This is a genomic window from Devosia sp. YR412 (genome assembly GCF_900110945.1).
Taxonomy (GTDB): Bacteria; Pseudomonadota; Alphaproteobacteria; order Rhizobiales; family Devosiaceae; genus Devosia.
The window spans coordinates 39,743-64,512 of sequence record NZ_FOFL01000002.1 but is presented as its reverse complement, the minus strand read 5'-3'; the positions used below and the strand labels follow the sequence as shown (position 1 = coordinate 64,512).

At 62.9% G+C, this 24,770-nt stretch carries 31 protein-coding genes and 1 tRNA gene; 19 read left to right on the top strand and 13 right to left on the bottom strand.

Annotated features, from left to right (window positions below):
- Positions 1 to 27: 27 nt before the first annotated feature.
- On the top strand, positions 28 to 1,296 hold the full coding sequence (locus BM045_RS06620; protein WP_092181207.1) for a GNAT family N-acetyltransferase: 1,269 nt from the start codon (positions 28 to 30) through the stop codon (positions 1,294 to 1,296).
- On the opposite strand, the gene radC is transcribed toward BM045_RS06620, so the two are convergent.
- Complete coding sequence (gene radC, locus BM045_RS06615) at positions 1,288 to 2,082, bottom strand: RadC family protein (RefSeq protein WP_092181204.1); 795 nt, start codon at positions 2,080 to 2,082, stop codon at positions 1,288 to 1,290. The genes BM045_RS06620 and radC overlap by 9 nt on opposite strands.
- Positions 2,082 to 2,915 carry a type I methionyl aminopeptidase gene (gene map, locus BM045_RS06610; RefSeq protein WP_092181201.1) on the bottom strand — a complete coding sequence of 278 codons (834 nt, stop codon included), beginning with the start codon at positions 2,913 to 2,915 and terminating at the stop codon, positions 2,082 to 2,084. Before map ends, radC begins: the two co-directional genes overlap by 1 nt.
- Positions 2,916 to 3,037: 122 nt before the next feature.
- On the opposite strand from map, the gene BM045_RS06605 reads away from it, so the two are divergent.
- Positions 3,038 to 3,808, top strand: coding sequence for a competence/damage-inducible protein A (locus BM045_RS06605; RefSeq protein ID WP_092183101.1), 771 nt, complete (start codon positions 3,038 to 3,040; stop codon positions 3,806 to 3,808).
- Between the two features lie 120 nt (positions 3,809 to 3,928).
- Complete coding sequence (gpt, locus tag BM045_RS06600) at positions 3,929 to 4,426, top strand: xanthine phosphoribosyltransferase (protein WP_092181198.1); 498 nt, start codon at positions 3,929 to 3,931, stop codon at positions 4,424 to 4,426.
- 9 nt (positions 4,427 to 4,435) lie between these two features.
- Here gpt and BM045_RS06595 read toward each other — a convergent pair whose 3' ends face one another.
- The gene (locus BM045_RS06595) at positions 4,436 to 5,413 is read right to left on the bottom strand and encodes an NAD-dependent epimerase/dehydratase family protein (RefSeq protein ID WP_244522915.1); all 978 of its coding nucleotides are present in this window, start codon (positions 5,411 to 5,413) and stop codon (positions 4,436 to 4,438) included.
- Positions 5,414 to 5,501: 88 nt separating this feature from the next.
- The gene (locus BM045_RS06590; RefSeq protein WP_092181192.1) at positions 5,502 to 6,083 is read right to left on the bottom strand and encodes a TetR/AcrR family transcriptional regulator; all 582 of its coding nucleotides are present in this window, start codon (positions 6,081 to 6,083) and stop codon (positions 5,502 to 5,504) included.
- Positions 6,084 to 6,261: 178 nt separating this feature from the next.
- On the opposite strand from BM045_RS06590, the gene BM045_RS18700 reads away from it, so the two are divergent.
- Together BM045_RS18700 and BM045_RS06585 are read left to right on the top strand one after the other, a co-directional pair.
- The gene (locus tag BM045_RS18700; RefSeq protein WP_139198731.1) at positions 6,262 to 6,474 is read left to right on the top strand and encodes a hypothetical protein; all 213 of its coding nucleotides are present in this window, start codon (positions 6,262 to 6,264) and stop codon (positions 6,472 to 6,474) included.
- Positions 6,475 to 6,480: 6 nt separating this feature from the next.
- The gene (locus tag BM045_RS06585; protein WP_139198730.1) at positions 6,481 to 7,734 is read left to right on the top strand and encodes a hypothetical protein; all 1,254 of its coding nucleotides are present in this window, start codon (positions 6,481 to 6,483) and stop codon (positions 7,732 to 7,734) included.
- A 5-nt stretch (positions 7,735 to 7,739) separates the two neighbouring features.
- Here the strand turns inward: BM045_RS06585 and BM045_RS06580 are convergent, their stop codons facing one another.
- Positions 7,740 to 8,285: an AAA family ATPase gene (locus BM045_RS06580; RefSeq protein ID WP_244522914.1), complete on the bottom strand. Its 546-nt coding sequence runs from the start codon at positions 8,283 to 8,285 to the stop codon at positions 7,740 to 7,742.
- Positions 8,286 to 8,807: 522 nt separating this feature from the next.
- Between BM045_RS06580 and BM045_RS06575 the strand changes: the two genes are divergently transcribed.
- The 3 genes from BM045_RS06575 to BM045_RS06565 all read left to right on the top strand — a co-directional run bounded on the left by BM045_RS06575 (position 8,808) and on the right by BM045_RS06565 (position 9,574).
- Positions 8,808 to 8,892 (top strand) — tRNA-Leu (locus tag BM045_RS06575).
- A gap of 14 nt (positions 8,893 to 8,906) precedes the next feature.
- The gene (locus BM045_RS06570) at positions 8,907 to 9,287 is read left to right on the top strand and encodes a RidA family protein (RefSeq protein WP_092181186.1); all 381 of its coding nucleotides are present in this window, start codon (positions 8,907 to 8,909) and stop codon (positions 9,285 to 9,287) included.
- Positions 9,287 to 9,574 (top strand): ASCH domain-containing protein, encoded by a 288-nt coding sequence (locus BM045_RS06565; RefSeq protein WP_092181183.1) that lies wholly within the window; start codon positions 9,287 to 9,289, stop codon positions 9,572 to 9,574. The genes BM045_RS06570 and BM045_RS06565 overlap by 1 nt, the downstream gene beginning before the upstream one ends.
- Here the strand turns inward: BM045_RS06565 and BM045_RS06560 are convergent.
- Positions 9,571 to 10,242: an RluA family pseudouridine synthase gene (locus BM045_RS06560; protein ID WP_092181180.1), complete on the bottom strand. Its 672-nt coding sequence runs from the start codon at positions 10,240 to 10,242 to the stop codon at positions 9,571 to 9,573. The genes BM045_RS06565 and BM045_RS06560 overlap by 4 nt on opposite strands.
- 101 nt (positions 10,243 to 10,343) lie before the next feature.
- On the opposite strand from BM045_RS06560, the gene BM045_RS06555 reads away from it, so the two are divergent.
- The 7 genes from BM045_RS06555 to BM045_RS06525 all read left to right on the top strand — a co-directional run bounded on the left by BM045_RS06555 (position 10,344) and on the right by BM045_RS06525 (position 14,966).
- Complete coding sequence (locus BM045_RS06555; protein WP_092183097.1) at positions 10,344 to 10,526, top strand: CsbD family protein; 183 nt, start codon at positions 10,344 to 10,346, stop codon at positions 10,524 to 10,526.
- 111 nt (positions 10,527 to 10,637) lie between these two features.
- The gene (locus tag BM045_RS06550; protein ID WP_092181177.1) at positions 10,638 to 11,174 is read left to right on the top strand and encodes a methylated-DNA--[protein]-cysteine S-methyltransferase; all 537 of its coding nucleotides are present in this window, start codon (positions 10,638 to 10,640) and stop codon (positions 11,172 to 11,174) included.
- A 3-nt stretch (positions 11,175 to 11,177) separates the two neighbouring features.
- On the top strand, positions 11,178 to 12,062 hold the full coding sequence (locus tag BM045_RS06545) for a CHAD domain-containing protein (RefSeq protein ID WP_092181173.1): 885 nt from the start codon (positions 11,178 to 11,180) through the stop codon (positions 12,060 to 12,062).
- A gap of 1 nt (position 12,063) precedes the next feature.
- A complete protein-coding gene (locus BM045_RS06540) occupies positions 12,064 to 12,537 on the top strand; it encodes a CYTH domain-containing protein (protein WP_092181170.1) in 474 nt (157 codons plus the stop codon).
- 111 nt (positions 12,538 to 12,648) lie between these two features.
- Positions 12,649 to 13,404 carry an SDR family NAD(P)-dependent oxidoreductase gene (locus tag BM045_RS06535; protein ID WP_092181168.1) on the top strand — a complete coding sequence of 252 codons (756 nt, stop codon included), beginning with the start codon at positions 12,649 to 12,651 and terminating at the stop codon, positions 13,402 to 13,404.
- 48 nt (positions 13,405 to 13,452) lie between these two features.
- Complete coding sequence (locus tag BM045_RS06530) at positions 13,453 to 14,388, top strand: DMT family transporter (protein ID WP_092181165.1); 936 nt, start codon at positions 13,453 to 13,455, stop codon at positions 14,386 to 14,388.
- 2 nt (positions 14,389 to 14,390) lie between these two features.
- Positions 14,391 to 14,966 carry a hypothetical protein gene (locus BM045_RS06525; protein WP_092183095.1) on the top strand — a complete coding sequence of 192 codons (576 nt, stop codon included), beginning with the start codon at positions 14,391 to 14,393 and terminating at the stop codon, positions 14,964 to 14,966.
- Here the strand turns inward: BM045_RS06525 and BM045_RS06520 are convergent.
- Together BM045_RS06520 and BM045_RS06515 are read right to left on the bottom strand one after the other, a co-directional pair.
- Positions 14,950 to 15,492 (bottom strand): gluconokinase, encoded by a 543-nt coding sequence (locus tag BM045_RS06520; protein ID WP_092181162.1) that lies wholly within the window; start codon positions 15,490 to 15,492, stop codon positions 14,950 to 14,952. The two genes, BM045_RS06525 and BM045_RS06520, sit on opposite strands and share 17 nt — an antisense overlap.
- A gap of 9 nt (positions 15,493 to 15,501) precedes the next feature.
- Positions 15,502 to 16,269: a glucose 1-dehydrogenase gene (locus BM045_RS06515; protein WP_244522913.1), complete on the bottom strand. Its 768-nt coding sequence runs from the start codon at positions 16,267 to 16,269 to the stop codon at positions 15,502 to 15,504.
- Positions 16,270 to 16,465: 196 nt separating this feature from the next.
- Between BM045_RS06515 and gndA the strand changes: the two genes are divergently transcribed.
- The gene (gndA, locus tag BM045_RS06510) at positions 16,466 to 17,884 is read left to right on the top strand and encodes an NADP-dependent phosphogluconate dehydrogenase (RefSeq protein WP_092181157.1); all 1,419 of its coding nucleotides are present in this window, start codon (positions 16,466 to 16,468) and stop codon (positions 17,882 to 17,884) included.
- A gap of 60 nt (positions 17,885 to 17,944) precedes the next feature.
- On the opposite strand, the gene BM045_RS06505 is transcribed toward gndA, so the two are convergent.
- The 5 genes from BM045_RS06505 to BM045_RS06485 all read right to left on the bottom strand — a co-directional run bounded on the left by BM045_RS06505 (position 17,945) and on the right by BM045_RS06485 (position 22,550).
- Positions 17,945 to 19,141 (bottom strand): GGDEF domain-containing protein, encoded by a 1,197-nt coding sequence (locus BM045_RS06505; RefSeq protein WP_092181154.1) that lies wholly within the window; start codon positions 19,139 to 19,141, stop codon positions 17,945 to 17,947.
- 72 nt (positions 19,142 to 19,213) lie between these two features.
- Positions 19,214 to 19,708 (bottom strand): GNAT family N-acetyltransferase, encoded by a 495-nt coding sequence (locus BM045_RS06500; protein WP_092181151.1) that lies wholly within the window; start codon positions 19,706 to 19,708, stop codon positions 19,214 to 19,216.
- A complete protein-coding gene (locus tag BM045_RS06495) occupies positions 19,677 to 21,014 on the bottom strand; it encodes a TCR/Tet family MFS transporter (protein WP_092181148.1) in 1,338 nt (445 codons plus the stop codon). The genes BM045_RS06500 and BM045_RS06495 overlap by 32 nt, the downstream gene beginning before the upstream one ends.
- 69 nt (positions 21,015 to 21,083) lie before the next feature.
- Positions 21,084 to 22,301: an FAD-dependent monooxygenase gene (locus tag BM045_RS06490; RefSeq protein WP_092181146.1), complete on the bottom strand. Its 1,218-nt coding sequence runs from the start codon at positions 22,299 to 22,301 to the stop codon at positions 21,084 to 21,086.
- Positions 22,302 to 22,310: 9 nt separating this feature from the next.
- The gene (locus BM045_RS06485; protein ID WP_092181143.1) at positions 22,311 to 22,550 is read right to left on the bottom strand and encodes a zinc-finger domain-containing protein; all 240 of its coding nucleotides are present in this window, start codon (positions 22,548 to 22,550) and stop codon (positions 22,311 to 22,313) included.
- Positions 22,551 to 22,690: 140 nt separating this feature from the next.
- On the opposite strand from BM045_RS06485, the gene BM045_RS06480 reads away from it, so the two are divergent.
- The 3 genes from BM045_RS06480 (at position 22,691) to BM045_RS06470 (ending at position 24,708) form a co-directional block, all read left to right on the top strand.
- Positions 22,691 to 23,446 carry an alpha/beta fold hydrolase gene (locus BM045_RS06480; protein ID WP_244522912.1) on the top strand — a complete coding sequence of 252 codons (756 nt, stop codon included), beginning with the start codon at positions 22,691 to 22,693 and terminating at the stop codon, positions 23,444 to 23,446.
- A 94-nt stretch (positions 23,447 to 23,540) separates the two neighbouring features.
- Positions 23,541 to 24,377: a serine O-acetyltransferase gene (gene cysE / locus BM045_RS06475; RefSeq protein WP_244522911.1), complete on the top strand. Its 837-nt coding sequence runs from the start codon at positions 23,541 to 23,543 to the stop codon at positions 24,375 to 24,377.
- A 112-nt stretch (positions 24,378 to 24,489) separates the two neighbouring features.
- The gene (locus BM045_RS06470) at positions 24,490 to 24,708 is read left to right on the top strand and encodes a DUF3126 family protein (protein ID WP_092181134.1); all 219 of its coding nucleotides are present in this window, start codon (positions 24,490 to 24,492) and stop codon (positions 24,706 to 24,708) included.
- Positions 24,709 to 24,770 lie beyond the last annotated feature (62 nt).

The following is a 24,770-nucleotide window of genomic DNA, read 5'->3' as shown; positions in this document are numbered from 1 at the left end:
TTACTTCGTCCGGCCAGAGTGCGCCTCATGAGCGGGAGCATTTATACTCTTCAATCGGCCGCGATTGCCTTTGAGGCACCTGGCCTGGGTGGCGAGGCGACAGGGGCGCAGGCAATGTTGCATGGCCGGATCGACGTGCTGGTCACCAGCCGCATCGAGGATGTCGAGGCGGCCTGGCGGCAGCTGACTTCGACCTCGATCGAATCCCCCGGCCAGAGCTTTGATTTCATCCGCCTGTGGGTTGCCGACCGGAAACTGCCGGAAAGCGCGCAATTCTATGTGCTCGGCCTGGTCGATGGCCAGCCCGTTGCGCTGCTGCCGCTGCATCGCAAGCGCGTCTATGGCATGCCCATCTTCACGTGGTTTCCAGGCGCCAATGCCGGCTGCTATGCGCCGGTGGCCGATATGGACCGCCTCGCTGCGCTGGGCTCCGATGGCCGCGCCGCACTGTGGTCGGCGATGACCAGCAAGCTCAGCGGCGCCGGCGTCGTCTATCTGCGCTCGATCCCCGTAGAAGTGGGCGGCCATGCCGGCCTGTTCGACCAATTGGGCTCCACCATTTCCGTCGAGACGCTGTATCGCTCGCATTATTCCAGCTGGGCAGAATGCGACACGCTGCAGCGTAGCAAAACGCGCCGCAAGCATGACCGGCAGCAGGGCGACCGGCTGGCGGCGATGGGCGAGGTCACCTTTTGCGAGCTGCGCAACAGCGACGATACCGACTGCGCCATCGAGACCATGTTCCAGCAGCGCTCGGCGCGCTTCGAGGCGATGGGTATCCGAGACCCCTTCGTGCATGATCGGCTGATCGGCTTCTACCACCAGGCGGCCAAGCCCGGCTCGGGCGTCGATGTACGGCTGCATGTGCTGCGGCTCAATGGCGACATCGTCGCAGTGCGCTACAATGTGGTTCACCATAGGCGAATGTTCTGCCTGATCTCCTCGATGACCGATGATCCCGAGATTCAGCACGGCTCGCCGGGCAAGCAATGCCTGCTGCATGTCATGCAAACCGTGTTCGATCAGGGGTTTACCACCTTTGACATGGGCAGCGGCTTTACCGATGAAAAGCGCCATTGGTGCAATGTGCAGACGCCCTTGCGGCAGCACTATATCGGCCTGACGCCGCTGGGTGCGCTAACCGCTCGTGCACACCAGAATTTCCAGCGCACCCGCGCCGCCATCAAGGCGCATCCCAAGCTTAAATCCTGGATCCGCAACCTCCGGCATTGGGGTGACCAGATCACCGGCGCCGGGCGGCGCGACGCGGTCAAGCCCAGCGATCCGTCAGAGTAGCTTCAGGCTGCGCAGCGAGGCGTGGCCGGATTTCCCGATGATAAGATGATCGTGCAGCACGATATTCAGCGGCTTGGCGACATCGGCGATTTCCCTGGTCATTCGGACATCGGCCGCTGAGGGGGCAGGGTCCCCCGATGGATGATTGTGCACGAGGATCAGCGCGGTAGCCGAAAGCTCCAGCGCCCGCTTGATCACCTCGCGCGGATAGACCGGGGTGTGATCCACCGTACCGGTCTGCTGCACCTCGTCGGCGATCAATCGGTTCTTCTTGTCGAGAAACAGGATGCGGAACTGTTCCACCGTCTCGAAAGCCATCTGGCTGCGGCAATAATCGATTAGCTGAGGCCAGGAGGAGAGGATCGGCTGTTCGGTGTCGATCCGGTCCCGGGCAAAGCGGGCGGCGGTCGCTTGGATGACCTTGAGGTAAGCGACCGTCGTTTTGCCAAGGCCGTTGAACTGCTCCAGTCGGGAACGGCTCGCTGCAAACACACCAGACAATGATCCGAATTCCCGCAGCAGTTCCTTGGCCAAAGGCTTGGTGTCCTTTTGTGGGATCACCATGTGCAGCATCAGCTCAAGCAACTCGTAGTCTGCCAGCGCATCGCCGCCGACCTTGAGAAACCGCTCCCGAACGCGTTCGCGGTGGCCGGCATTGTCCGACTTGGCCTTCTTTGGCTTCGCCTGTTTCTTGGGTACTTCTGTATAACTTTGTACCGGCCTGGTCGCAGAATTGGTTTCGATAACAAACGGGCCCTCGGCGAGTTCGTCTGGGCCCTGGCTCATCAGGCGGCTCGTGCGGCCAGCGGGTTGAACAGTCCGCCCGGCGAGAGGGTGAAGATCTCGTGGCCCGTCTCGGTAATGCCGATGGAATGCTCGCACTGGCTGGAGAGAGTCCGGTCGCGGGTCACCGCCGTCCAGCCGTCGGAGAGGATTTTCACATCCGGCCGGCCCAGGTTGATCATCGGCTCGATGGTGAAGATCATGCCAGGCTTGAGCGGCACACCCGTGCCGGCACGGCCGAAATGCAGGATATTGGGCTCGTCGTGGAACAGTTTTCCCACGCCATGGCCGACGAAATCGCGCACCACGCTCATCCGCTCGCCCTCGGCCACGGCCTGGATGGCGGCGCCGATGTCGCCGGTGGTATTGCCCGGCTTGGCGGCGGCAAGGCCGGCTTCGAGGCTGGCATAGGTCACTTCGATCAGCCGCTCGGCCTTCCGGGAAATCTCGCCGATCGGATACATGCGGCTGCTGTCGCCATGCCAGCCGTCCACCACCAGCGTCAGGTCGATATTGACGATATCGCCGTCGCGCAGCGGCCGCTCGTCGGGGATGCCGTGGCACACCACATGGTTGATCGAGGTGCAAAGAGAATGGCGATAGCCCTTGTAGAAAATCGTCGCCGGCACCGCGCCATTGTCGCGGGCAAATTCATAGGCGATCTGGTCGAGCTTGGCGGTGGGCACGCCCGGCTCGGCAAATTCGGTGATGATGTCGAGCGCCCTTGCGGTCAGCGCGCTGGCCTTGCGCATGCCCTCAAAACCCTCGCTGCCATGCAGCGGAATGACGCCGGCAGTGCGGCGGGCTTTGGCGGGGGCTTCGACATAGGTGATCATGCAGGACTCCAATTGATCCCAAATTAGTCGCTCGCAGCCGTGAAGGGAAGGGCGCCGCGCTTGCTTGACGGCGATATCGCGCGGGTTCATTGCTGGAGGACAGCAAGCCGATGGAAACCCTCATGTCTGCAGACGCCATAACCGCCGCGCTCATCGTGATCGGCGATGAAATCCTTTCGGGCCGCACCAAGGACGTCAATATCGGCGCCACCGCCGAATTCTGCACCGAGCTCGGCATCGAGCTTAGGGAAGTGCGTGTGGTGAGCGACGAGACCGACGACATCGTCGCGGCGGTCAATGCCCTGCGCGCCCGTTACACCTATGTCTTTACCACCGGCGGCATCGGCCCGACGCATGATGACATCACCGCCGATGCTGTGGCCAAGGCCTTTGGCGTCGCCCTGCCGATCAATGCCGAAGCCCGAGCCATGCTCGAAACCCGCTGGAAGCAGACCGGCACCGAGGTCAATGAGGCGCGCTTGCGTATGGCGCGCATTCCCGAAGGCGGCACGCTGATCGTCAATTCGGTCAGCGCCGCGCCGGGTTTCCGCATCGGCAATGTGCATGTGATGGCCGGCGTGCCGATCATCATGCGCGCCATGCTCGAAGCCATCCTGCCGACGCTGCAAGCGGGCAAAAAGGTGCTCTCCGTAACCGTCAAGGCGGCGGTGGGCGAGGGCACCGTCGGCGGTCCGCTTGGCGCGCTGCAGGACGAATACCCGGATGTGAAAATGGGCTCCTATCCGCAGATGGGCAATGACAAGGTGATGACCGAGCTGGTGTTGCGCTCGTCCGATCCCGCGCGGCTCGAAGAGGCGGCCGGCAAGGTGCGTGCCATGGTCGCCGCCGCCCATCAGAAGGCCGGCGTCACGCCGCCCGACGAAGTCTACTGATTAAGTCCGCACTTGCTGGGCATAATTTCGCAGGGACATTGGCGCAGGGCCAAGGGTTTGCTAAGCACGAACCTCTGAATTTTCAGCGGCGTGCTAGCGCTGCGCGCAGGAGCGACGATCTTGAGCAACCCCAACCAGAAGTCCTTCCCCGTCACCTGGGACCAGTTCCACCGCGATAGCCGGGCCCTGGCCTGGCGCCTCGCCGGCATGGGGACCTTCGATGCCGTGGTGGCGATCGCCCGCGGTGGTCTCGTGCCCGCCGCCATCGTGGCGCGCGAGCTCAACATCCGCACCGTCGAAACCGTGGCGGTCAAGAGCTACGACCACCAGAGCCAGAGCGGCATCCAGGTGCTCAAGCCGATCAGCCAGCAGGTGCTCGACCTCGCCAAGTCCGGCGCCAAGATCCTGATCGTCGACGATCTCGTCGACACCGGTTCCACCGCCCGCGTGGTCCGCGAAATGCTGCCCGGCGCGCATTTTGCCACTGTCTATGCCAAGCCCAAGGGCCGCGACCTTGTCGACACCTTCATCACCGAAGTCAGCCAGGACACCTGGATCTTCTTCCCCTGGGATCTCGACGTGGCCTATGTCGCGCCGATTTCCGGCGGTACCGACTGATCCTCTCCGTTAGTTCTCCTGCGCCATTTCCGCGAGCCCGGCTTCGATCGTCATGACCGGTCGATAGCCGAGCTCCTGGCGCGCCTTGCTGATATCCAGCGTGACTTCGACGGCTGATGTGGCAAAGGCCTGCAGCGTGATCGGCAGCGTGACGCGTCCATTGGTCAGCGCGGCCAGCCTGTCGCCCACCATGGCCATGCTGCGCAGCAGCCAACGCGGCACGGTCTTGTCGGGAACGGCCACGCCCTTGGCGGCCAGCATGGCGCTGACCAGCTTGCGGAATTCCCAGGCCTCGCCGTCGTTCAGAAAATACACCTCGCCGCCGCGCCCCTTGGCGAGTGCTAGCTCCACGCCGGCGCAGAGATTGGCGATATGGGTGCTCGAAGTGCGATAATGGCCGCCGTCGATCCAGGCGAGCTGGCCTGACCGTGCCGCGCCCAGCAATTGCGGCATGGCCGTCGTGTCATCGCGGCCCCAGACCATGCGCGGGCGCACGGCCACCACCGCAAAACCATCCCCATTGAACGACAGTGCCAGCCGCTCGGCCTCGGCCTTGCTACGGGAATAACCACCCACCGCGCGGCGCGGGATTGGCTGTTCCTCGGTGGCATTGACCAGCGGCCGCCCGGTGAGCAGCACGGATTCGGTGCTGATATGCACGGCCCGGTTCAGCCCGGCCTGCTGTGCTGCAGCAAACACGTTTTCCGTGCCATCGCGGTTGGCCGCGAGCTGTGCCACGGTGGCTCGACCATGGTCGGTGTCGGCGGCGGCATGGATCAGCTCGGCACAATCCGCCATGGCATCCGCCAGGTCAGGTGACAGCAGGTCACCCCGCCATGGCGTGGCGCCAAGCGCGGTGACCGTCGCCACCGCCGCATCGCTGCGGGCGAGAGCGACGACCGGGCGGCCTTTGGCGACAAAGTGCCGGATCAGGTTGCGGCCGAGATAGCCGCTGCCGCCGGTGATGAAGAGCTTGGTGTGCGTCATGTTGGGTCTCCTGAATGAGGACATGGCTTCGCCGCCGCCGGAAGAACTCCGTCGGGTTGGCAGATGATCGGTTGTTCGTGAACTAGGGTTAGGCCGGATCGGGCAGGGGTAGGTCGTCCCGTGGCGCCGCGTCGATCAGCCAGTTGATCTCGCGGATGATGCGATCCCGCTCCGCTCGGGGCCAGCGGTGATAATCGAGCGATTCCAGAAGCTTCAGCCCCTCCAGTGCCAGATAGGCCAGCATCGCGCCGCGCGGATTGGCCGAGCTGGTGGCAATGGTTTCGATCACCTCGGCCTGGTTACGCTGGATGGTCTGGCGCAGCGCCGCATCCTGCGCCAGCGCGGCACAGAGGTTCAGCGCCACAGCGCGAAAATCATCGGGGAACGGCTTTGCCGCAGCCAACAGCCGGCCACGAATGGTTGCATTGGGCGCGCCATCCAGCCGCTCGGTCATCTGCGCATTGAAGGCATTGTCGGCCGCTACGCTGCGATTGACGAGGGCGGCGACCAGCGCCTGCTTAGACTTGAAATCATACAGCACGCTGGCCTTGCTGATCCCGGCTTCCACAGCCACCGCATCCAGCGTCAGCCGCGCCGCACCATCCCGCGCCACCACCCGTTCGGCGGCGTCGAGCACCTGCTGCTGATCGATGACGCGTGTTCTACCCATGGTCCGGCCCCGTTTATTTCCGACCGGATGGTTATAAATATTGGGGCGACCTGTCAAGTGGACGGCTGGCGTGGCCTGGGCCGCTCGCGTATTCGACCTTACGTATTGATACCATTGCATAAATATTGACAGCGCCGAGGGCGTGGCGGACAATTCGCGGGCGGAAGGGAGAGCCATCATGCTCAAATCGACCAGCCGTCGCTGTCTCCTGTTGGCCGTTATCGTGGGTGGGCTACTCGTGCCAGGGTTCACCATGGCCCAGGTGCCCCATGTCCCCGGCGCAATCTGCCGGACGCCCGAATTCTGGTGCTGGGCCGACCCGCCCGGCTATCCGGGGACGCCCTGCGTCTGCCCGTCGCCCACCGGCCCGACCTCCGGCGTGCTGGGATAACATGTCATGTGGCCGTTTCGGACGCCGCCCCCAGAGATGCAGCCGGCCGACCCCTTGCTGCAACTGCTCGATGACGCCCAACTGCTGACGCTCTACTGCATCAAGACCGGCACTTTGCGGGACAATGACCTGCCGACCGCCGTGGCGCGCTTCGAGGCTGCGCCCGACAAGAGCTGGAAATCCGAAGAAACCGTCGCCCTCCTGTCGGCGGTCAACAATACCGTGCTGTCGATCGCGCCGGTCAACCTGCATGATCTGCGCAACCGGCCACCTGCCGTCATGCTCGACGGCAATGCCGGGCTCGGCGACGCCCCGACGCTGATCGTCGTGCTGCTGACCGCCGCCATCATGGTGTTCACCGCCATGGTCACCCTGGGTTATAATCGCACCACAACGCTGATCGCCGAGATGGCACAATTCCAGACGGAAAACGTGCGGTCCGAGATGACGTCCACGGTCTATACGATTGTGCAAAATCTGGAACGGATCGGTGGCACCACCGAGGAAGGCGAGCAGCAAGCCACGCTGCAGGCTATCCACAATGACATTCATTCCATCAAGGCGATCGACGATCGCGTCGAGACCGTCTTCAACGAATTTCAGGCCCTGGTCGCCAATTTCAACGCCATTCAGCACTACAGCCTGCCCCTGGTCACCCCGACCGTGGCCCAGGACGACGCCTATGCCGGAGCGAGCCAGCCCAACCCGTGTCTTCGTGCGAACGATGCGGCAAAGCTGGTGAATGCCGCACAGACGGCCCAGAACGCTGTCGATTCGAACCCTGCGGTCCCGCCGATCATCCGTACCTTGATCCTCGACATTTTCGACTCGCTGTATGTGACCTGCGCCGCCAACCTGCGCTTTCACTTGGTAGACTTTCCCAATTTCGACGCGCTCGAAAACCAGCTGCAGGTCAGCGCCAATATGTTCGGCTTGTGGATCCTGCCGGCGCTCTATGGTGGCCTCGGCGCAGCGCTGTTTCACATGCGGCTGGTGCTGAGCCCACGCCTGCCCAGCCCCTCTTGGCCCCGCATCCTGCATCGCCTCGCCATCGGCGCCTTTGCCGGCGTCATTCTCGGCTGGTTCTGGGCGCCCTCCGGCTCGACGTCCGAGTTTACCAATATCGGCCTCAACGTCTTCGGCGTGGCCTTCCTCGTCGGCTACAGCATCGACGTCTTCTTTTCGCTCCTCGACCGCCTGATTGCCTTGCTCTCCACCGGTATCAGCCAGATCAATGCGTCGGCGACGCCAACGAAATAGGGGCGCTAAAGAAACGTGCCGGCCGCGGCCACTCGTTGGGCTCGCGTGCCAATGACCTCGATGATGCGCGGTCCGTCGTGCAATAGTCCCAGATCGTCGTCGCGGAGGATGGTTTTGAGGCGACGGTCTACCTGGCGCCGCAGCCGGGGATGTTCGATCTGGACTGCAATCTCGTCGGGGGCGGTAAGCGGGACAAAAATCACGGCATCGAGCGTAGCGAGCGCCTCTCCGATTTTGGCCAGGTCTCGGCCACCCGGCAGCCACTCGAAGCCTTCACTGGTACTGACAACCTCCAGATAGGCCAGAAAGTCGAGCGGGCAGCGGTCGAAGATCACGTCCCCGCCAGCAGGATAGCCGAGGATCAGCTTGCAGCTTTCAACAAGCTGCTTTTCGAGATCGGGTATCGTCGCGCCATCGGAAAAGGGAACGCCTTGTTCGAGCAGCCAATAGGGCTCCGCCACGCTGTAATAGCCCGGATAAGCGGCTGTGAAGTCGTCGATGAATGTCGTCTTGCCGACGCCATGCGTCCCTGTCACTGCGATCCGCATCATTCCCCCCCTTCAAGGCGTCTACGACGGCGCCCGCGAGCAATCAAGAACGGCCGTGTGGCGCTTCAAAACGGTGGAGAACCACGGCCGTCACCTGGCTGTCTTTTCTGTAGATCGTCAAATCGCTCCGGTCCGGGGAGCGGCCAAGCTCTTTCCACTGCTGACAAATCCAGAAATCTATCCACGCCCTTTCAGCCTCCCGCATACTGCTCCCATTCCCGTCATACACGCGGCCCCGACGCAGGGCCGGGCGGGGAGGCTGAAGACGGGGGCGCCCGTTTGGCCGGGCAGAAAGTCGGCGACCACGCTTGCAACACTAGCGTTGGTCGAGTTCCGGACCCGGTGAGGAAACTTCAGATCGTGATGGGCGGCCTTTGGGCCACTCTATATATTCGGTAGGTCCAAAGGCCGCCCATTACTCGTGTCTCCGCGACGCCTCTCCGGGCCGGGCGGCGTTTTCTGCTGTCCATAGCGCGCCGAACGGCGTTGGCACAGGTGTGCCAGCATGCTAATCGCCGATGCGACGCGGGCGTGGTGAAACTGGTAGACACAAGGGCCTTAAAAGCCCTCGCCGCTAGGCGTACGGGTTCGACCCCCGTCGCCCGCACCATCGAAAGAGGCCAAATGATCGAACGCATCGAGACCGGAATTGCGCCTTCGTCGGCGCCCATCAATGACGCAGTGCGGGCCGGCAAGCAGGTCTGGCTGGTGGCGATTGCCGAGGACCCGGTGAGTGGCGAGATCGTCAGCGGTGGCATCGAGGCGCAGGCGCGGCGTTGTATCGAAAACTTGCAAATTGGCATCACCGCTGCCGGTGGTACGCTGGCCAATCTAGTGATGGTGCAGATCTTTATCGTCGACAGCGCCGATGCGCCGGGGATGAATGCGGTCTATCGCGAGTATTTCACCGCGCAGCCCTATCCGGTGCGCGCCACAGTGGTGGTCAAGGAACTGCTCTCCAAGGGCCTGCTCATCGAGATGACCGCTCAGGGAGTGCTCGACTGATGCTGCTCAAACTCGACCTGCTCGAACAGATCAAGGCTGGCGAAGTCGATTTGGTGTTCCGGCGCTGGAGCCGGCCCTCGGTCAAGCCCGGTGGCACACTCAAGACCAAGGTCGGGCTGCTGGCGATTGGCGCGATCACCGATATGGAGCCCGATGATGTCAGTGAAGCCGATGCCCAGCGCGCCGGTTTCCGCGATGTCGCCGATTTCCGAAAGTGGCTCGATACGATGAAGCCGGGACATCTGTTCCAGCGCATCGAGGTCTCTTACCTCGGCGAGACGCCCTAGAAAGGCGTTGGCGCCACGAAGGTCATGAATTCGCCCGTCGTCGGGTGGGTGAGGCCCAGTTCGGCGGCATGCAACTGCAGCCGGTCGGCGGCGGCAAAAATTTCCGCATCGGCATAAAACGCATCACCCAGAATCACATGGCCGATGGCCTTCATGTGAACTCTCAATTGATGCGTGCGGCCGGTGAGGGGATGCAGGCGCACCCGGGTGACATTGTCTTCGCGCTCCAGCACCGTCCATTCGGTCTGCGATGGACGGCCGTTGTCGTGGTCGACACGCTGGCGCGGCTTGTTTTCCCAGTCGGTGGCCAGCGGCAGATCGACGAGGCCGGTATCCTGCTCGATGATGCCGGCGACGCGGGCGACATAGGATTTGGTCGTCTTGCGATGCTCAAACTGGCTGCCGATGCGGCCATGCGCGCGCTTGTTGAGCGCCAGCACCAGAACGCCGGACGTGTCCTTGTCGAGCCGATGGCACATGCCGGCGGTCGGCCAGGTCTGGCGGGCGCGATGTTCGACACAATCCCACAGCGACGGGTCCTTGCCCGGCACGCTCAGCAGCCCGCTCTGCTTGTCCACCACCAGGATGTCGTCATCGACATGGAGGACGTTGAGATAGGGCTCTAACGGCGGAAAGTAGTCTTTGAGCGTGGGCATGGGTCCGGACATTGCGGCGTCCTAGCAGACATGAACGCTTCCGTGAACGCGAATTCATGGAACGTCGCGGAGTCTGGGCCGTTGACCTGCCAGAACAACCAGAGGAGTTCAAAATGCACAAGGATCAGGTCGAAGGCGCTGGCAAGCAGGTCAAGGGCGCGCTCAAGGATGCTGCTGGCGGCCTCACCAGCAATGAACAGCTCCAGGCCGAAGGCAAGCTCGACAAGGCTGAAGGCAAGCTTCAGCAGAAGGTCGGCGACGTAAAAGACAAGGCGCGCGACGCGCTCAAAAACTAGTCTTTCGCTAGATATCCAAATCGAGGCCGTCCCGTAAGGGGCGGCCTTTGTCGTGTCGGCCATGATTGCGTCCATCTGGTTTGTGACAATGGGGCGCACTAAGGTCCAGCGATGGATACGACGACCTTTGACACCGCGCTGGGCACTTTCGGCATCGGCTGGACCGACGCCGGAATTGCGCGCCTGCAATTGCCGGGTCTCGATCAGGCGGCCATGCTGTCTCGGATCAATCGCGACGGGGCGGGGCCGGGCGACCCGACGCGGGCGGTAGAAGCCGTCATCAATCGCGTCGAGGACTATGCCGAAGGGGAGGTCGTAGACTTCTCCGATGTTGCGCTCGACCTCTCTAGCGTCAGCGATTTCAACCGGCGCACCTATGCGCTTTTGCTGACGATCGGCTGGGGCGAGGTCACCACTTATGGCGCCATGGCGCGGCAGTTGGGTGATGTCGGATTGTCGCGCGCCGTCGGCGCCGCAATGGGTTCCAACCCGATCCCGCTGATCATTCCCTGCCATCGCGTGCTGGCCAGCGATGGCAAGCCGGGCGGCTTTTCGGCTCCGGGCGGGGCGGAGTCGAAAGTCCGCATGCTGGCGCTGGAAGGCGTTTCCGTCGGCACGCCGGCCGGCCAGATGACATTTGGATTTTAGCCAATGAGTTTTGCCTTCAAGACCAGCAAGCGCGTAACACAACAGGTCCGCGAGATTGCCGCCGAACAAGTGAGCAAGGCCCTTACCGCGGTGGAAGCGGGCGACGCTGATTTCGACGCCACGGTCCATGCCCTGCGCCGCCGCTGCAAGAAACTGCGTGGCCTGTTGCGCCTGGTAGAACCGCATTTTGAAGGCTTCACGAAAGAAAACGCCGCGATCCGCGATGCTGCAGACCTGCTGGGCGGCGCGCGGGATGCGCGGGTGATGGTCGAGACGCTGGATGGCCTCGTGGCGGGCCGGCATGCTGCGGCCGAACAGGCGATTGGAGCGCGGCAGTATCTGGTCGATCGCGTGGAAAGCCTTTCGAACGGCGGTGACCGGGCGGAAACGCTGGAACAGTTTGCCAAAATGTTCGGCCAGATCGCCAAGCGCATTGACCACTGGCAGTTCGACGCTTCGGGCTATGTGGTGATCAGCGACGGGCTGGAGCGGACTTACAAGCAGTTCTGTAAGGGCGTGGCCGAAGCGCACAAGCATGATACGGCCGAGGCGCTGCACGTCTGGCGAAAGCAGGCCAAGTATCACGGCTATCACGTGACGTTGCTCGGCAAGACAGCGCCCGACATTCTCGAACCGCGCGGCAAGTCGCTAGTGCGATTGGGCGACCTGTTGGGCGATCATCATAATCTGGCCGTGCTGGGCGATACTTTGGCAGACGAGGCCGGTCGGCTCGGCGATGTGTCGGAGATCGAACGGTCCATTGTGGCGCGACAGCATGAATTGGCCGCCGATGCTTTCGCGCTGGGCCAGCAATTGGCGGCCGAGGCACCGTCGGCCCTGCGGCAGCGCTTTGCCGCCTATTGGCAGCTGCTGCCTGAGGAGAATTGATTTGGCGCAAGAGATTGAGCGCAAATTCCTGGTGATGGGCGATGGCTGGAAGGCGCTGGCCAAGAGCAGCAGCCTGTTGCGGCAGGGCTATCTGTCGTCCAATGCCAAGGCCACCGTGCGGGTGCGCAGCTGGGACGACGCCAGGGCGGCGCTGACGCTCAAGGGCAAGGCCAGCGGCATGACCCGGGCCGAATATGAATATGACGTCCCGATGGACGACGCCCGCGAAATGCTCGAAATGGCGCGGCCGCATGTGCTGGAAAAGCGCCGGCATCTCGTGCCCTTCGCCGGGCTGACTTGGGAAATCGACGTGTTCGGGGGCCGGCATGCGGGCCTGATTATCGCCGAGGTCGAGCTGGAGAGCGAAGATCAGGTGGTGGAGCTTCCCGACTGGGTCGGCAGGGAAGTGACCGATGACGAGCGCTACTACAATGCCAGCCTGTCGCGCAGCGACGGCATTCCGCAGCCTCTGTAGCGCCGGTCGTTCAATACGTCCTGAACAGTCCGTTCCCATTTCAGCGTGAGCCAAGTCATTGCCGCGCCCCAGTTCTGCTCCCACATCAGGGGGACAAAACAGGAGTTCAAAATGGCCAAGGATTTTGAGGGCAAGGTCGCCTTCGTAACGGGTGCAGCATCGGGCATTGGCGAGGCGGTGGCCAAGCAGCTCGCGGCGCGCGGTGCCAAGGTTGTGGTCGCCGATCTCAAGCTCGAGGCCGGCCAGAAGGTGGTCGATGCGATCGTGGCCGCCGGTGGCACGGCCGCCGCCGTTGCCGTCGATGTGGGCCAGCCCGAGCAGGTCGAACAGGCCGTCAAGTTCGCCGTCGACACCTATGGTGCGCTGCATCTGGCGGTCAATAATGCCGGTATTGGCGGCGTCGCCAAGCCGACCGCCGACTATACGGTGGAAGAGTGGCGCAAGGTTGTGCAGATCGATCTCGACAGCGTGTTCTACTCACTCAAGTCCGAAATCCCGGCGCTGCTCAAGAGCGGTGGCGGCGCCGTGGTCAACATGGCCTCCATCCTCGGCACCAATGGCTTCGCCTCGGCACCGGCATATGTATCCTCCAAGCATGGCGTTGTCGGCCTGACCAAGGCGACGGCGATCGACTATGCCAGGCAGGGCATCCGCTTGAATGCCGTCGGACCGGGCTTCATCGAGACGCCGCTGCTCAACGGCAATACCGGCAGCAGCAATTTCGACGCGCTCAAGGCGCTGCATCCGATGGGCCGCCTCGGCACATCCGACGAAGTCGCCGCCCTGACGCTGTTCCTGCTGTCAGACGCAGCTTCATTCATTACCGGGTCCTATCATCTGGTCGATGGCGGCTACGCCGCGCAGTAATTGCTGCGCCCGCGTGACTTCAAACCAATGCCCCGCTAGAAGCGGGGCATGACCGCACTCCACGTCTCCACACGCAGCGCCAGCCCAGCCTTGGCGCTGCTGCTCTCCACCTTTGCCCTGTTCACGCTGACGGCGATGAACGCCATTATCCACGAGGCGGCCAAAGTCGCGCCGGTTGGGCAATTGGTGTTCTGGCGCAGTATCGTCGCGCTGGGGCCGATCCTGATCTATCTGTGGTTTCGCCAAGAGCTGGGCAGCTCGCTGCGCACCAAATATCCACATAAACACCTGATCCGAGGCATTCTCGGCTCCGGCGTGATGATGTTCAACTTCATCGCGCTGGGCTATCTCTCGGTTGGGCTGGCGCAGGCGATCAGCTATCTGACGCCCCTCATGTCGATCTGCGCGGCCATGATATTCCTGCGCGAACGGCCCGGCGCATTGGTGGTGGGCGCGGTGCTGCTCGGTCTGCTCGGTATATTGCTGATGCTCTATCCGGCGCTGGTCGGCACCGAAGTCCGGCAGGGCACGCTGATCGGCGTTGCGGCGGGCCTCGCCATGGCGGCCACCGGCGCGCTGTCGCGGGTGCAGGTCAAGGATCTGACCCGGACCGATCCGCCAGCCAGCATTGCGCTATCCTTCGCCGTCGTGAGTACGCTTGTCGGGCTCTCAACACTGGCCTTCGGTTGGGCCGAACTCGACAGCTGGACTTTTGGTACCCTGATCGTCGCAGGCCTGCTCGGCGGCATGGGGCATATCTTCATGATGGAGGCGGTGGCGCGGGCCCCGGTGTCGCTGCTGGCGGGTTATGAATATACCGGCATCATCTGGGCTTTCCTGTTCGACGTGGCCCTGTTGGGCGTGGTGCTGGACATCTGGTCGGTGGCCGGTGCGCTGGTTGTCGTTGCGGCGGCGGCGCTTGTGGCCTATGGGCAAGGCCGGTTTTCGCGCCAGGCGGCGTCGGCCGCCCCAATGGAGAGATGACCATGCTGATCAATGCAGAAGACTTTGAGGCGATCGCCGCCGGCCGGTTCGACACGGCGTTTCGCAAATGGGTCCGGCCCACGGTCAAGGCCGGCGGCACGCTGACCACGGCGGCGGGCGTGCTGGCAATCGACGCGGTGGATGTCGTGGCGCTCAATGCCGTCACCCCGGAAGACCTCAAGCGGGCCGGTTTCGAGACGCGCAGCGACCTCGATGCCATGCTGGGCAATCGCGAGGGCACGCTGTACCGCATTCGCCTGCGCTATCTCGGCGAAGACCCGCGCGCGGCACTGCGGGAGAATGCCGACCTTTCCGATGCCGAGGCGGCGATCATCGCCGAGACGCTGGGCAGGATGGATGGCTCAACGCCCTGGGTGCGCCGGACGCTCGAGCTGATCGAAAGCCAGCCCGGCCAGTCGGCACACGAGCTGGCCAAGGTCCTCGACCTACCGCAGGTCAAGTTCAAGGGCAATGTGCGGCGGCTCAAGGCGTTGGGGCTGACCGAGAGCCTTGCGGTCGGCTATCGCCTGTCTGCGCGGGGCGAGGCCTGGCTCAAGCGGCCTATTGCCAGCGCTTGAAGCTCTTGAGGTGGTCGAGCCCCTTGACCACCGCCATGGTGAGCTTTTCGACGCTGTCGGTCACCGGTAGCACCTGAACATTCTCGGTGGCCGGATCCGGAACTTCCAGAGTGGCGAACTGGCTGTCGAGCAGGCTTGGCGGCATATACTCATGCTTCCGCTTGGCCATGCGCTCGGCGATGATTTCTTTTGTGCCGTCGAGATAGACAAACAGGATCGGTTCGCCGGCCTTCTTGACCAAAAACTCCCGATATGACCGCTTGAGCGCCGAGCAGGCGCCGACGGCGGCTTGCTTCTTCTCGGCCGCTTCATGCAGCGCCGTTGCCAGCGTTTCCAGCCACGGCCAACGGTCTTCATCGGTCAGCGGAATGCCGGCGCGCATCTTCTCGACATTGGCCTCCGGATGGTAGCCGTCGCCATCGAGGAAGGACACATGCAGGCGCCGGGCGATCGACTGGCCCACCGTCGACTTGCCCGATGAGCTGACGCCCATGACGATAATGATGCGGGAAGGGGTGAGGGTCATCAGCTGATCCTAGACCGTCGCGGTGAAAGCGCCATCGACATAGAGGATATGTCCGTTGACGAAGCGGGCCGCCTCGGAGGCGAGGAAGACCACGGCGCCCCCCAATTCCTCGGGCTGACCCCAGCGGCCCATCGGCGTGCGGCTTTCGATCCAGGCGTTGAACTTGTCGTCCTTGAGCAAAGCGTCGTTCATTTCCGTGGCGAAATAGCCCGGCGCGATGGCGTTGACGTTGAGGCCATGCCTGGCCCAGTCGACCGCCATGCCGCGCGTCAGATTGGTCACGGCCGCCTTGGTTGCTGCATAGGGCGCGATGGAAGGGCGCGACAGTTGGGCTAGCAGCGAGGCGATATTGATGATCTTGCCCGACCCGCGCGCAATCATGTGGCGCGCCACCGGCTGGCTGACGTTGAACACCGAGGTCAGGTTGGTGGCGATGACCTGGTCGAATTTTTCCGGAGGAAAGGCTTCCAGCGACGATCGGAACTGCATGCCGGCATTGTTGACCAGGATGTCGATCGGGCCGATTTCGTCCTCGATATAGTTGACCGCATCGTTGATGCTGTCGCGGCTGGTGACGTCGAAGGTCACGGCATTGACGGTGGCGCCCGTCGCCGCAAGGTCATGCGCGGCGGCGCCCAGGGCTACGCTGTCGCGGGCGTTGAGCACCACGGCGGCGCCCGCATTGGCCAGGGCTGTCGCCATGGCGAGGCCAAGGCCGCGGCTGGAGCCGGTGACCAGAGCGCGTTTGCCGGTGAGGTCGAAGGGATTGGAAGGCAAGGGCGGTCTCCACTTTGCGCGGACCCTAAGCAGAGGCGTCCGATCACACAAGGTGGTCTGCCATACCAGATGCATTATTCGGCCAAGATTTCCCCGAATCCGGCTTCCGTATGAAGCTGGTTTGTGGTCAGTTCGCCGCCGCGAGCCATGCGCTACAGGCATGGACTGGACGGAAAGTTCTCGGAAGGACGTTTGCATGTCGACAGCGGATATTGGCCTGATCGGCCTGGCAGTGATGGGCTCCAATCTGGCGCTGAATATTGCCGAAAAAGGCTACACCATCGCTGTCCACAACCGAACCGCGTCCAAGATCGACGACTTCGTGGTCACGGCCAAGGAACAGGGTCTCGACGGCAAGGTGATCCCCAAGGCCGATCTGGCCGACTTCATCCAGACTATCAAGGCGCCGCGCTCGATCATCATCATGGTGAAAGCCGGTCAGCCGGTCGACGACATGATCGAGCAGCTGTTGCCGCATCTCGAACAGGGCGACGCGATCATCGAATGCGGCAATTCGCTCTATACCGATACGCAGCGCCGCTTTGATTATCTCAAGCCCAAGGGCATCGGCTATCTCGGCGTCGGTGTTTCCGGTGGTGAAGAAGGCGCGCGCCATGGTCCCTCGATCATGGTCGGTGGTTCCAAGGAACAGTGGCACAATGCCGAGCCGGTACTGACGGCCATCGCGGCCCAGTTCAATGGCGAAAGCTGCTGCGCTTATCTGGGCGAGGGCGGCGCCGGCCACTTCGTCAAGATGATCCACAATGGCATTGAATATGGCGACATGCAGATGATCGCCGAAATCTACGGCGTGATGCGTGATGGCTTGGGCATGTCGGCCAAGGAATGCGCCGCCGTGTTCAAGGAATGGAACCAGGGTCCGCTAAATTCCTACCTCATCGAAATCACCGGCCATGTGCTCGAGGCGGTTGACGCCGAGACCGGCAAGCCGCTGGTGGATCTGATCCTCGACAAGGCCGGTCAGAAGGGCACAGGCATGTGGTCCGCCGTCGTCGCCCAGCAGATGGGTGTGCCGGCAACCGCCATTGAAGGCGCCGTTGCGGCGCGTTCGCTGTCCTCGCGCAAGGCTGAACGGGTAGCCGCCGAAGCCATCTATGGCAAGCCGAACCGCGCCAAGACCGACGTGACATTAGCCGATCTCGAAAAGGCGCTGCTGGCCGGCAAGATCGTTTCCTATGCACAGGGCTTTGCGGTGATCGCCAAGGCGTCGGAAGAGTTCGGCTGGTCGCTGCCGCTGGCAACCATCGCCAAGATCTGGCGCGCCGGTTGCATCATTCGCTCGCGGTTCCTCGACCAGATGTCCTCGGCCTATGCCAAGGGCGAAGCCACCAATCTGCTGGTCGTGCCCGACTTCGTCACCATCATGAAGGACAGCCATCCGAGTCTGCGCAAGGTCGTGGCTGCTGCTTCCGTCGGCGAATTCCCGATGATCTGCCTCTCCGCTTCGCTGAGCTATTTCGACAGCTATCGCCAAGCCCAGGGCACGGCCAACCTGACCCAGGGCCAGCGCGACTTCTTCGGTGCACATGGCTTCGAGATCGCCGGTCGCGGCACCGACCTGCACGGCACCTGGCCGTCGACGCTGGGCAAGTAAGCCGCGTCGCAGAACTGAATTGAAAAGCCCCGCTTCGGCGGGGCTTTTTGTTGTCCGGCATCAGACGGCGCGGGCTCGGCTGCCGACGCGGCGCTCATGGATGAAGGCCCGGGCCTGCAGCGGCGGGGCGCCCAGCACCGCGCGATCCTTGCCGGCCCGTTTGGCGTCGTAAAGCGCCCGGTCGGCGGCGGACATCATCTCGGAAATGCTCTCCGACTTGATGCGCGGATGCAGGCCCATGCTGACCGTCACATACCGATCATAAGGCAGACCGGGGAATTCGGTCTGGGTCATTTCGTGGCGGATGGCCTCGGCATGCTCAAGCAAGGTCGGGCGCTGAATGGCGCGGTAGAACAGGGTGAATTCCTCGCCGCCGGTGCGGGCCACAAGATCGGCCTCGCCCTGCTTGGTCAGCACGCGGGCCACTGCGGCGATCACCTGGTCGCCGGTGCCATGGCCATAGGTGTCGTTGACCAGCTTGAAATTATCGATGTCGACGATCATCACCGCGGCGTCCGGCGCGCCGCCCAATAGCTTCTGCACGCCCTTGTCGAAGCCACGGCGGTTGAGCAGGCCGGTGAGGAAGTCGCGATTGGCCTCGGCGGTCAACTCGTCGAACAGACGCGAGGCCAGCGCGAAGAGGAAGGCGAGGCCCATGGCAATAGCGATGACCGGCGTCACTGCTTGGACCGTGGCCCAATAGGCCGAGTCGCGGAACGAGCCGGCGCTGTTGATATCGAGTTGCTTGAGCAGGGTTGCGGCTGGGCGGAGAATGGCCAGCAGCAACAGGGCCGATGACAAGCCGACAAACAGCCAATCGAGCCCGCGCGGCGTGGCGCGAAACAGCATCCAGACCGTCTTGGAGGTCAGAATGACATAGGCTGCGCTGACGACATAAATGCGCGCTTCGGTGGAAGGCGCAACAAACAGGTACCAGCTGAACAGCACAGCGCAGATCGCGCTGGTGCCGGCAAACAGCCGCCATGGTACGGGTTGGCCAACCCGGAGCAGGCCGCCAATGCAGGCGGAAGCGATGGCCACGAGGAACATCAGATTGGCCGCGATGCGGGAGGCCGGCGTTTCGAAATAGGGTAGCAGATCGTTGATGGCGAAGGCGACGCCGCTGCAGCCGAAGGCCAGCGCCAGCATGGCAAGGTAAAGCTGATCCGACCGTTTGCGCCACAGCACGAGGAAGGTCACCGCCAGAATGGCCGCGACCGCCGGGTTCAGCAATGTGAAGAAAAACTGCCCGCTCACGTGTCGATAAATCCGCAGATGTCCCGCGGCTATCAGCCTTATTTCGAGATAAGGAAGCGTTAAAACGGACGCCTAGAGCAGGCTGCGGTACATCACAAAGCTGTCCACATAGCCGTGGAACGGGTGTTTGAAGGCCAGGGGCAGGGTGCCGACGATATCAAAACCCAAGCGCTGCCACAGGGCCACAGCACGGGTATTGGTCGAGACGACGTGGTTGAACTGCATGGCGCGGAACCCGCGCTCCCTCGCTCGGACCAGCGAGTGTTCGCACATGGCGCGAGCAATGCCCTTGCCCTGCGCTGCCGGGGAGGTCATGTAACCGCAATTGGCAACATGGGCGCCGCCGCCCTGCTGGTTGGCCATCAAGTAATAGGTGCCAAGGATCATGCCGTCCCGCTCAGCGACAAAGACTTCGTGGGTCGGGCCGAACCAATACGCGTCGACGCCGTCCGCATCGAGAGTGCGGGAAATGGCATAGGTTTCGCCGGCCGCCAAGGTGGGCGCGACAATGGCAAGAATGGCGGGCTTATCGGCGTCAGCGGCGGGGCGGATCGAGGTCTGGGTCATCTTCAATCGGGGCAATACGAACCTGGCCGGGCGGCGGGGTGCCGGGCACATGGGGGTGATCAGCGACGCTGGGGCGGTGACCCAGCTCGAAACGCCAGGCGGCGACAGCAAAGACGAACAGCGCAATCACCACGGCAATGCCGCAGGCGATGAAGGGGGCACCGGGGAAATAGTGTTCCGAGCCTGGCGCGCCGCTGGTGTAATAGGAAAAGATCTGCGTGGCGGCGAGTGGCCCGATGATGGTGGCCAGCGAACTGGCGGCGTTGACTGCACCCTGCAGCTCGCCTTGGCTATTGTCGGGCACCTGACGCGACAGCACGCCATTGATGGCTGGTGGCGCGAGGCCGCTGACACAGCCCACGGCGATGAACAGATAGAGCTGATAGACATCGGCCGAGAAGGCGATGCCGGCAAAAGCTGCAGCGGCGGCCAGCAGGCCGACGATGCCGACAGCCGGTTCACCGAGACCCTTGGAGAGCGGCGCTGCCAGCACAGCTTGGCTGACGGCGAAGCCGATGCCGAAGGCGCCCAGCGTGCGGCCGATGGAGGAGGAGGTGAAAGCAAACACTTCCACGGTGAAATAGCTGAAGATCGTCGGTAGGGCCTGCGTCGCCAGCTGCAGGAAGAACAGCACGGCCAGCAGCCACAGCACCGCCGGGTATTTGCGCAGGGCAGCGACGGCGCCGAAGGGGTTGGCGCGGCGGATGTCGAACTTGCGGCGCGACGTCTTGGGCAGGCTTTCCGGCAGCACCAGCAGACCAAAGAGGAAGTTGGCGAAGGCCAAGCCGGCGGCGGCATAGAAGGGTACGCGCGGGCCGAGTTCGCCCAGTTCGCCGCCGATCACCGGGCCGATGATGAAGCCGAGGCCAAAGGCGGCGCCGATCAGGCCGAAGCGATGGGTACGCTTATGCGGCGGGGTGATGTCGGCCATATAGGCCGTGGCGGTGGCGAGGGCCGCGCCAGCGATGCCGGCGATGATGCGGCCGATGAACAGGTACCAGACGAAGGGCGCGATCGACATCATCAGGTAGTCGAAGGTCAGGCCGAGCAGCGAAGCGAGGAGGATCGGACGGCGGCCGAATCGATCGGAAAGATTGCCCAGCACCGGCGAAAAAACGAACTGCATGAAGGCGTAAGCAAAGACCAGATAGCCGCCGATGACGGCGGCATTGGCGACGCTGCCGCCGGTAAGGTCTTCCAGCAATTCGGGCAGGACCGGCACGATGATGCCGACACCGATCATATCCAGCAGGATCGTCACCAGAATGCAGGTGAGGGTCAGGCGTGAGCGGGTCGCTGCTTGCATGCTGGTTGCGCTAACCTTTGTGTCCACGGCCGGTCTGATAATGTCGCGCAGTTGACACAGCCAAGCCTTTCAACGCAAGGCCGAAGGGTAGTGCAAAGTTCCATCGGCGGGCGGTGTTACCGGCACTTCATAACCATAGAGCCAGGCGAGGCGGCGCAGATGGCCGCGACTGCCCTGCAGCTGGATACCCAGATTGCGCGCCAGGCTAAAGGGCCAGCGCATATGGAAAATCTTGCCATTGGTCGCCGAGGTGCGGGCGACGCGGGCGACGCGCTTCTGGCGCATAGCCTCGTATTTCTCGAAAGCCGCTTCGGCGCTAGCTTCCCTGATTAGCAGCGGGGCGAGAGTGGCGGCATCCTCGATGCCCATGGCCGCGCCCTGGGCCTGGAAGGGCACCATGGCATGGGCGGCATCGCCGAGGATGCCGATGTTTCCGGCATGCCATTTGGGCGTGCTGACCGTGTAGAGCGGCCAGGGCGTCCAGCTTTCGCCGGCGGCGGTGAGCAGGACTTCGATGCGGGGACCCTTGGGGAAAGCGCGAGGCAGTCTGGGTCGATTGCCGAGGTCCTTGCTGATCTGCTTGACCGCGGCGAAGAGCGCCAAATTGACTTGGCGGCGATGCGGCAGAGGGTAGCAGACGAGGTGGTAGTTATGTCCGAAGAGGACGGAAACCTTGTCGAGCGCAATCTGTCCGGCGACTGAATCAAATGGCACAAGTGCCCGCCAGGCCACGCGATTTCCGTATTTTGCCGAGGGGCCGTCGAGCAGTTTCATGCGGGTCTGGGAGTGGACGCCGTCGGCGCCGATGAAGGCCTGGCCGCGGCCCATGCGGGTCTGGCCATTGGCTTCATCAATGGAAATGGTGATGCCGCGGGCATGTGAGACGACATCCCATGAGCGGACGCCGAACAGGATGTCGATATTGGCAAAGCGCCGACAGGCCTTGTAGAGCGCGTCGGCCAGGTCGGCCCGGTGCATCACGGCATAGGGGGCGCCGAAGGCCTCGCGCATGGCGGCGCCGAGGTCCATGGTGACCAAGGGACTGGCAGCGCGGTGGGGGTAGATGTCGATGCCGGCTGGCTCGAGGCCGCGGGCGGTCAGTGCCTCGGCTAGGCCAAGATTATCGAGGATTTTCCGGGCGTTAGGGCTGACCTGCAGGCCAGCGCCGAATTCGGAAATGGTCGCGCTGCGTTCCAGCACGATGACCGTGGCGCCGAATTTGGCCAAAGCCAGCGCCAGCGTCAGCCCGGATATGCCGGCGCCGGCGACATAGAATGTGCCCGTCATGGGCGCAACTCAGGCGGCGTGGAAAATGGCGGATACGGGGTTGGACGTGCCGGCGGCAAGACGCGAATTGAACACGTAATGCGTTGAACAATAAGGGCAAACCGCCTCGTTGTCCTTGCCCATGTCGATATAGATATGGGGATGGTCAAACGGGGGCAGGGCGCCGACGCACTGGAATTCCTTGGAGCCGACCTCGATCTGGCGAAGCCCCTCGGTGTTATGGAAATGGGGCGTGGTGCCGTGTGCCATGACGATAAACCTGTTTGATTTGGCCGGACCATATGCCAAGGACGGAGCGAAAGAAAGGGCTCACGCCCTATTGGCCAAGTGGTCGCAGATGGTCACCAAGTGCTAACAGACTGTTAGCATCGAGCGCAGGAATAGGTCACGTGCCACAGTTCACCTCGGACGGATTAAACCTTGCCTATCAGAGCTTTGGCGATGGTTTGCCGGTGCTGTGCATTCACGGCTTTGCCTCAAGTGGCAAAGTCAACTGGATCGACACCGGCTGGGTCGAAACGCTGACCGCCGCCGGATACCGGGCCATTATCCTCGACAATCGCGGACATGGCGATTCCGACAAGCCCTACGATCCCGAACGCTACTATCCGCAGCAGATGGCGGATGATGCGCTGGCGCTGCTCGATCACCTGGGGATCGAGCGCGTTGCCATTCTAGGCTACTCCATGGGCGCGCGGATAAGTGCCTTTCTGGCCTATGAGCATCCCGAGCGGGTCGCTTGCGCCATCTTTGGCGGTATGGGGATGAACCTGATCAATGGGCTGAGCGATGGCAATGACATCATCGCCGGATTGCGGGCGCCGGCTTTGGCCGGGCTGACCCATCCGACGGCGCGGCAGTTCCGCATCTTTGCTGAACATACTGGAGCCGATCGCGAGGCACTGGCGGCCTGCATGGAAACCTCGCGCCAGCCGATGGCGCGGGCCGACGTGCGGCGGATCGATGTGCCGGTGCTGGTGGCGGTGGGGGAGGCCGACGATATGGCCGGGTCGCCCGAACCACTGGCCGAACTGCTGCCGCAGGGCGAGGCCTTCACCATTCCCAAGCGCGACCATATGCGGGCCACCGGCGATAAGGCCTTCAAGGCAGCCGCGCTGGCCTTTCTGGGCAAGACATTCGCCTGATTGAGCCAATCGTGAACCAATCGGCCCGTCAGGGCTTTGTTTTGGAGCACGAGATGGCTTATATCGGTATCTCTCGATGAAGCGGAGACGCGCCATGCCGACCAGCGCCAAGACATCAGCGACCCTCAAGACGGTCGATCCCGTCTGGGAAGCCGTGCGCGCCGGGGCCCGGCAGATCGTCAGTTCCGAGCCCTCTTTGGCCAATATGGCTGTCTCGGCGATTCTCAATCACGACACGTTCGAGCAGGCTTTGGCGCATCGCCTTGCCGCGCGACTCGACCATGATGACGTCTCCGCCGATCTGATCCGCCAGGCTTTTGCCGAGACCCTCAATGATGCACCCGAGATTGCCATCAATGCGCGGGTTGATCTGGCGGCCACGCTGGAGCGTGACCCCGCCTGCCACCGGGCAATCGAGCCGCTGCTATATTTCAAGGGCTATCAGGCGATCCAGACGCATCGCTTTGCCCATGCCATGTTCATGGCCGGCCGCCGGGACTTCGCGCTGTACCTCCAGAGCCGCGCCAGCCAGGTGTTCCAGGTCGACATCAATCCGGCCGTGGTGATGGGCAAGGGCATCATGCTCGACCATGGCACGGGCCTCGTCATCGGCGAGACGGCGGTGGTGGGCGACAATGTCTCCATGCTGCAGAATGTGACGCTGGGCGGTACCGGCAAGTCGGACCAGGACCGTCACCCCAAAATCGGCAATGGCGTGCTCATCGGTGCCGGCGCGACGGTGCTCGGCAATATCAAGATCGGCGACTGCTCGCGCATCGGCGCCGGCTCGGTCGTGCTCAAGGAAGTGCCGCCGCGGGTCACCGTCGCAGGTGTGCCGGCCAAGGTGATCGGCGAAGCGGGCTGTGCGCAGCCGGCTTTGGTGATGGATCAGATGGTGCTGGTGCACGACCTTGGTGCGCCAGCCGAGTGACGGGGCAAGACCGTAGGCCGGGTTCTCACCGCTAAAATGGCACTGTTTCGGGCTTGTATGCGTTGAGCTTGTGACTAGATTGCCGGCTCAACCAAATAGCAGGACATCGACAGTGAACCATCCCGAGATCATCAAACTGCAGAAGTTCCTGCAACTGAAATTCAACAACAAGAACATCGACGTACGCCCGCGCGTGAAGCTCAATGATTCCGTGGAAGTGTTCATCGGCGACGAGTCGATCGGGCTGATCCATGTCGATGACGAGGACGGCGACAAGTCCTACATCTTCAACATGTCGATCCTCGATATCGATCTGGATGACGTCGGCTGAACGCTGACGGCATCGAGAGTAAGTGAAAAAATCCCGCGCGAGCGGGATTTTTTGTTGTCCGA

Bases quoted from the DNA above. Each gene is read 5' to 3' on its own strand.
- BM045_RS06495 (WP_092181148.1), bottom strand. From the start codon at position 21,014: ATGCAAGCAGCGACCCGCTCACGCCTGACCCTCACCTGCATTCTGGTG.
- BM045_RS06500 (WP_092181151.1), bottom strand. From the start codon at position 19,708: ATGACCCAGACCTCGATCCGCCCCGCCGCTGACGCCGATAAGCCCGCC.
- BM045_RS06525 (WP_092183095.1), top strand. From the start codon at position 14,391: ATGCTGATCAATGCAGAAGACTTTGAGGCGATCGCCGCCGGCCGGTTC.
- BM045_RS06485 (WP_092181143.1), bottom strand. From the start codon at position 22,550: ATGGCACACGGCACCACGCCCCATTTCCATAACACCGAGGGGCTTCGC.
- BM045_RS06620 (WP_092181207.1), top strand. From the start codon at position 28: ATGAGCGGGAGCATTTATACTCTTCAATCGGCCGCGATTGCCTTTGAG.
- BM045_RS06580 (WP_244522914.1), bottom strand. From the start codon at position 8,285: ATGATGCGGATCGCAGTGACAGGGACGCATGGCGTCGGCAAGACGACA.
- map (WP_092181201.1), bottom strand. From the start codon at position 2,915: ATGATCACCTATGTCGAAGCCCCCGCCAAAGCCCGCCGCACTGCCGGC.
- BM045_RS06490 (WP_092181146.1), bottom strand. From the start codon at position 22,301: ATGACGGGCACATTCTATGTCGCCGGCGCCGGCATATCCGGGCTGACG.
- BM045_RS06560 (WP_092181180.1), bottom strand. From the start codon at position 10,242: ATGTCCGGACCCATGCCCACGCTCAAAGACTACTTTCCGCCGTTAGAG.
- BM045_RS06595 (WP_244522915.1), bottom strand. From the start codon at position 5,413: ATGACGCACACCAAGCTCTTCATCACCGGCGGCAGCGGCTATCTCGGC.
- BM045_RS06535 (WP_092181168.1), top strand. From the start codon at position 12,649: ATGGCCAAGGATTTTGAGGGCAAGGTCGCCTTCGTAACGGGTGCAGCA.
- BM045_RS06550 (WP_092181177.1), top strand. From the start codon at position 10,638: ATGGATACGACGACCTTTGACACCGCGCTGGGCACTTTCGGCATCGGC.
- gndA (WP_092181157.1), top strand. From the start codon at position 16,466: ATGTCGACAGCGGATATTGGCCTGATCGGCCTGGCAGTGATGGGCTCC.
- BM045_RS06590 (WP_092181192.1), bottom strand. From the start codon at position 6,083: ATGGGTAGAACACGCGTCATCGATCAGCAGCAGGTGCTCGACGCCGCC.
- BM045_RS06565 (WP_092181183.1), top strand. From the start codon at position 9,287: ATGCTGCTCAAACTCGACCTGCTCGAACAGATCAAGGCTGGCGAAGTC.
- BM045_RS06520 (WP_092181162.1), bottom strand. From the start codon at position 15,492: ATGACCCTCACCCCTTCCCGCATCATTATCGTCATGGGCGTCAGCTCA.
- cysE (WP_244522911.1), top strand. From the start codon at position 23,541: ATGCCGACCAGCGCCAAGACATCAGCGACCCTCAAGACGGTCGATCCC.
- radC (WP_092181204.1), bottom strand. From the start codon at position 2,082: ATGAGCCAGGGCCCAGACGAACTCGCCGAGGGCCCGTTTGTTATCGAA.
- BM045_RS06530 (WP_092181165.1), top strand. From the start codon at position 13,453: ATGACCGCACTCCACGTCTCCACACGCAGCGCCAGCCCAGCCTTGGCG.
- BM045_RS06585 (WP_139198730.1), top strand. From the start codon at position 6,481: ATGTGGCCGTTTCGGACGCCGCCCCCAGAGATGCAGCCGGCCGACCCC.
- BM045_RS06545 (WP_092181173.1), top strand. From the start codon at position 11,178: ATGAGTTTTGCCTTCAAGACCAGCAAGCGCGTAACACAACAGGTCCGC.
- BM045_RS18700 (WP_139198731.1), top strand. From the start codon at position 6,262: ATGCTCAAATCGACCAGCCGTCGCTGTCTCCTGTTGGCCGTTATCGTG.
- BM045_RS06605 (WP_092183101.1), top strand. From the start codon at position 3,038: ATGTCTGCAGACGCCATAACCGCCGCGCTCATCGTGATCGGCGATGAA.
- BM045_RS06570 (WP_092181186.1), top strand. From the start codon at position 8,907: ATGATCGAACGCATCGAGACCGGAATTGCGCCTTCGTCGGCGCCCATC.
- BM045_RS06555 (WP_092183097.1), top strand. From the start codon at position 10,344: ATGCACAAGGATCAGGTCGAAGGCGCTGGCAAGCAGGTCAAGGGCGCG.